The 4,467-nt window shown below is 74.6% G+C and carries 6 protein-coding genes; all 6 read left to right on the plus strand.

The genetic code is table 11. The features are described 5' to 3' along the window. Window positions 1-235 precede the first annotated feature (235 nt). The gene (locus ACFV0O_RS29985) at window positions 236-1,123 is read left to right on the plus strand and encodes an MBL fold metallo-hydrolase (RefSeq protein ID WP_380346785.1); all 888 of its coding nucleotides are present in this window, start codon (window positions 236-238) and stop codon (window positions 1,121-1,123) included. Between the two features lie 154 nt (window positions 1,124-1,277). After that, window positions 1,278-1,763 carry a hypothetical protein gene (locus ACFV0O_RS29990; RefSeq protein WP_360255084.1) on the plus strand — a complete coding sequence of 162 codons (486 nt, stop codon included), beginning with the start codon at window positions 1,278-1,280 and terminating at the stop codon, window positions 1,761-1,763. Then, window positions 1,760-2,059, plus strand: coding sequence for a hypothetical protein (locus ACFV0O_RS29995; RefSeq protein ID WP_360255087.1), 300 nt, complete (start codon window positions 1,760-1,762; stop codon window positions 2,057-2,059). The genes ACFV0O_RS29990 and ACFV0O_RS29995 overlap by 4 nt, the downstream gene beginning before the upstream one ends. 226 nt (window positions 2,060-2,285) lie before the next feature. Next, a complete protein-coding gene (locus ACFV0O_RS30000) occupies window positions 2,286-3,188 on the plus strand; it encodes a SigB/SigF/SigG family RNA polymerase sigma factor (RefSeq protein ID WP_360255089.1) in 903 nt (300 codons plus the stop codon). 108 nt (window positions 3,189-3,296) lie between these two features. Further along, window positions 3,297-3,692 carry an STAS domain-containing protein gene (locus tag ACFV0O_RS30005; RefSeq protein ID WP_380346786.1) on the plus strand — a complete coding sequence of 132 codons (396 nt, stop codon included), beginning with the start codon at window positions 3,297-3,299 and terminating at the stop codon, window positions 3,690-3,692. 143 nt (window positions 3,693-3,835) lie between these two features. Next, complete coding sequence (locus ACFV0O_RS30010) at window positions 3,836-4,369, plus strand: ATP-binding protein (protein ID WP_380346787.1); 534 nt, start codon at window positions 3,836-3,838, stop codon at window positions 4,367-4,369. The last annotated feature ends 98 nt before the right edge of the window (window positions 4,370-4,467 follow it).

The following is a 4,467-nucleotide window of genomic DNA, read 5'->3' on the forward strand; positions in this document are numbered from 1 at the left end:
GCGACCACCGAGCGGATGTGCTCGGCGGCGGCCGCGACCGCCGCGTGCCGGTCGGCGGGCAGCGGGACGCCGGCGCGGGCGGCCTGGCGGGCCGCCTCCGGCGGGGTGAGGTCGATGTCGGGCACGGGTCCTCGCACGGGTCTTCCCCTTCCAAAAGCTAACGGTTTGCTTTAGGCGACTGTAGGTTCTAGAGTCAGGCAAACGCAAATACGTAGCTTTTAGTCGGAGGAGTCCCATGCCTGCCGCTGCCCCCACCTGGACCGTCGGCGACGTCACCGTCCACCGCATCGACGAGATCCCGCTGCCGCCCGCCACCGGCCCCTGGCTCCTGCCCGACGCCACCCCCGAACTGGTGACCGGCCAGGACTGGCTGCACCCCCACTTCGCCGACCCGGACGGCACACTGCGCCTGGCCAGCCACACCTTCGCCCTCACCGTGGGCGGCCTGCGCGTCCTCGTCGACACCGGCATCGGCAACGGCAAGCAGCGCGCCAACCCCGCCTGGCACGACCTGGACACCGACTACCCGCAGCGCCTGGCCGCCGCCGGATTCCCCCCGGACGCCGTCGACCTGGTGATCCTCACCCACCTGCACGCCGACCACGTCGGCTGGAACACCCGCTCCGTGGACGGCCGGTGGATCCCCACCTTCCCCAACGCCCGCTACCTGACCTCACGCGCCGAGCGGGAGTTCTGGGCCGGCCACCCGATGGAGGAGGCGCGCCGGCAGATGTTCGAGGACTCCGTGCTCCCGGTCGAGCGGGCGGGCCTGCTCGACCTCCTCGACGTCCCCGCCGAGGGCCTCGCCGTCGCCCCCGGCCTGCGCCTGGTGCCCACCCCCGGCCACACCCCGGGCCACGTCGCCGTCGAACTGACCAGCGGGGGCCGCACCGCGCTGATCACCGGCGACTGCGTCCACCACCCCGTCCAGCTCGCCCACCCCGCCATCGGCGCCTGCGTCGACATCGACCCCGGGCTCTCCCGCGCCACCCGCGACGCCCTGCTCGCCTCGCTCGCCGGCACCGAGACCCTCCTGCTGGGCACCCACTTCGCCCCGCCCACCGCCGGCCGCGTCCACCGCCACGGCGACGCCTACCGCCTGCGGCCCGTCCCCGCTTCCTGACGGCCCGTCCCCGCCGCCGGACGGCCCGGACCGGTCCGGCCGGAGCCGGTAGAACCCGCCGCCACGGGGGAAATGACGTCGCATCAGTGTCGGCGGGGGCGGCACCGTGCCCGAACGGTCCGTCCCCGCCGGCTGCCCGACCGAGGGAGCCGCGATGACCGTGCCGCCGGAGTGGGACCGCCGGATCGAACTGCTGGAGCTCTACAAACTCGCCGTGGAGATGGCCGACCGGGTCTCGGCCCGCCGGGGCACCGCCAACACCTTCTTCCTGTCCGTGCAGACCGCCCTGGTCACCCTCATCGGTTTCGGCATACCCAAGCTCTCCGAGTCCCCGTGGTGGGTGCCGACGGCCGTCGCGCTGGCCGGCATCACCCTGTCCGTCGCCTGGTGGATGCAACTGCGCAGCTACCGGGACCTCAACGCCGCCAAGTTCCAGGTCATCAACGCGCTGGAGGAGGAGCTCTCGGCGCGGATCTACACCGACGAGTGGGTCACCCTCAGCAGCGCCGCCCGCCGCGGCCGGTGGCACAAGCACTACACCGAACTCGGCACCACCGAGCGGGCCGTGCCGGTGGTCTTCGCGGCAGCCCACCTGATCCTCCTCACCGGCACCCTGGTCACCGGCACACTGGGCCCATGAGCCACCTCGACCCGATCGCCGACCTGATCCGCGACAGCCTGCCCTCGGAGGCGAGACCCCCCGAGGGCGCCGACGACCTCTTCCGCCTCTACGCCGTCCTGCTCCAGGCCAAGGGCGAGGAGGTCACCGACGAGGACGTCCACAACGCCTGGACCGCCTGGACCCAGTCCACCGACGACACCCACAGGTCCCTGGTGCCCTTCGACGAACTCGACGCCCGCACCCGCGCCCTGGACACCCCCTACACGCTGGCCATCCGCACCGCCGCCCGCAAACTCCACCACCCGGCCGGCTAGGCCCTGCCCGGCTCCCCGGCGGCGGCCCGGCGGTCCGTGACCGTCGGGCACACCGGCTGTCGGGCACCCGGTCGTCGGGCACCCCGGCCGTCGGGGAGGTTTCCCCGCCCGTCCTCCGGGGTAGTCGCTGCGGTTTCACGAAACCTCCACCCCGGGCGGCGGCATCGATCGGCCGCCACCGGGTAACCGGGGCGTTCGACCGTGCCGACACGAGGAAGGGAATCCGATGGTCACGCCCACTGGTGAACTGACCGTTTCCGCCGCTCCGACGACGGGTGAGCCGTCGTCCCGCTCGGCCGCGCCCGACACAGGACTGCGCGAGCTGCTCCCGCCGCAGCTCGCCGCCGTCGACGACCCGCGGGAGATCGCCCCCGCCGACGCCCGGGAGCTCACCCGGGTGCTGCTGCGGCGCCTGGGCACGCTGGAGGAAGGCACGCGGGAGTACTCCTACGTCCGCGCCACCCTGGTGGAGATGAACCTGTCCCTGGTGCGGTTCGCGATCCGCCGCTTCACTGCGCACCGCGAACCCCAGGAGGACCTGCTGCAGGTCGGCGCGGTCGGCCTGATCAAGGCCATCGACCGCTTCGACCCCGAGCTCGGGGTGGAGTTCACCACCTTCGCCATGCCGACCGTCCTCGGCGAGATCCGGCGCCACTTCCGCGACACCACCTGGGCCGTCCACGTGCCGCGCCGCCTCCAGGAGCTGCGCATCGTCCTGGCCCGGGCCCAGGAGAAGCTGGCGCAGGAGCTGGACCGGGCCCCCACGGTGGCCGAACTCGCCGCGCACCTCGACCTCTCCGCGGAGGAGGTGATCGAGGGCCTGACCGCCGCCAACGCGCACACCGCCGGCTCCCTGGACACCGGCGCCGAGGACGACGACCGCCCCGGCCCGCTGGCCGGGCGTCTGGGCGAGGACGACCGGGACCTCGCCCTCGTCGAGGACCTGGTGGCGCTCAAGCCGCTGGTCGCCGCGCTGCCCGAGCGCGAACGCCGCATCCTGTCGATGCGCTTCTGCGAGGACCTGACGCAGTCCCAGATCGGTGAACGCCTCGGACTGTCCCAGATGCACGTCTCCCGGCTGCTGAGCCGCACCCTGCGGCGCCTGCGCGAGGGGCTGGAGGACGCCTGACCGGTGCCGCGGGGAGACCGCCCGGGCGGGGCCGGTTCACGACCCCCTGCTTGGCCGACGGGCGCGACCTCCGTATGGTCGGAGGGCACGGACATGGAGGGGACGACGATGATGCCATCCGACAACGACCGGTGGGCCACCGCGCCGGCGGCCACCGCGCCCCGGGCGGACCTGGCGGTGCGGACCCGTCCCGGAGCCGGCGGCGCGGCGGTGTGCGTCCTGGAGGGCGACCTCGACATCGAGACGCTCGCGCCGGCCGCGGACGCGCTCACCGCCCTGGTCGCGCAGCGCCCCCGCGCGCTGGTGATCGACCTCGCGCAGGTGGGCTTCTGCGATTCCTCCGGCCTGAACCTGCTGCTCAGGACCCGTCTCGCGGCGGGGGAGGAGGCGGTGGCGCTGTACCTGGCCGCCGTGTCGCCCACCGTCATGCGGGTCCTCGAACTGACCGGCGCACAGGCGGTGTTCTCCCTCCACACGTCGGTCGAAGCGGCCCTGACGGCTTGAGCCGGAGCCGCCGGGCCCCCTCGGCGGGCCCCGGGCCGGGTGCGCCGTTCGGGCGCGGCCCGGGGCCGGCGCGGTGCATAATCCCGAATGCGCCGGGAAACCGACCATGCGACAACCGCGTCGATCCGAAGGGGTGCCCTCACATGACGATGAGCCGGGGAACCCTGGACGGTGATCCGCACCGGGCCGGGCCCGTGCTGCCCCCCGGCGGCCAGCGCCGGCGGCTGACCCTCGCGGGGCTCCCCAAGCCGGTCGCCCACGCCAGGACCTTCACCCTCCGGGCCCTCGACGACTGGTACGCGCCCGCCCTGGTGCCCGCCCGCACGCCGGACGCCCCGGCGCCGGCCGCCCTCGTGCCCGACGCCCGCCAGGGCGTTACCGCGGACGTCGCCGCGGACGTCGTCCTGCTGGTGGCGGAACTCGTCGCCAACGCGATGCTGCACGGCGACGGCCCGCTGGAGCTGGTCCTGGACACCACCGGGGAGCGGCTGCGGGTCGAGGTCAGCGACCGCAGCCCGGAGCTGCCCACCCCGCGCCTGCCGCACCAGCCGGCCCTGCCCGGCGGTCACGGCCTGATCATCGTGCGGCGCATCGCCGACCGCTGGGGCGCCGAACCGCACAGTCAGGGCAAGACGATCTGGGCCGAGTTCGACGTCCGGCGCCCGGGCCTCGGCTGACCCGCCGCCACCACCCGTACGCGACCGGGCCCGCGTCGGCTCCCCCCCCCGCCGCCCGCCCCCGCCGCGGGCCCGCCCCCCCCCGCCCCGCCGCCGCC

It is taken from the genome of Kitasatospora sp. NPDC059577 (genome assembly GCF_042735475.1).
GTDB lineage: Bacteria > Actinomycetota > Actinomycetes > Streptomycetales > Streptomycetaceae > Kitasatospora.

What these genes read in the sequence shown, in the direction of transcription:
- ACFV0O_RS29985 (WP_380346785.1), top strand. Translation starts at nt 236, where the DNA reads ATGCCTGCCGCTGCCCCCACCTGGACCGTCGGCGACGTCACCGTCCAC.
- ACFV0O_RS29990 (WP_360255084.1), top strand. Translation starts at nt 1,278, where the DNA reads ATGACCGTGCCGCCGGAGTGGGACCGCCGGATCGAACTGCTGGAGCTC.
- ACFV0O_RS29995 (WP_360255087.1), top strand. Translation starts at nt 1,760, where the DNA reads ATGAGCCACCTCGACCCGATCGCCGACCTGATCCGCGACAGCCTGCCC.
- ACFV0O_RS30000 (WP_360255089.1), top strand. Translation starts at nt 2,286, where the DNA reads ATGGTCACGCCCACTGGTGAACTGACCGTTTCCGCCGCTCCGACGACG.
- ACFV0O_RS30005 (WP_380346786.1), top strand. Translation starts at nt 3,297, where the DNA reads ATGATGCCATCCGACAACGACCGGTGGGCCACCGCGCCGGCGGCCACC.
- ACFV0O_RS30010 (WP_380346787.1), top strand. Translation starts at nt 3,836, where the DNA reads ATGACGATGAGCCGGGGAACCCTGGACGGTGATCCGCACCGGGCCGGG.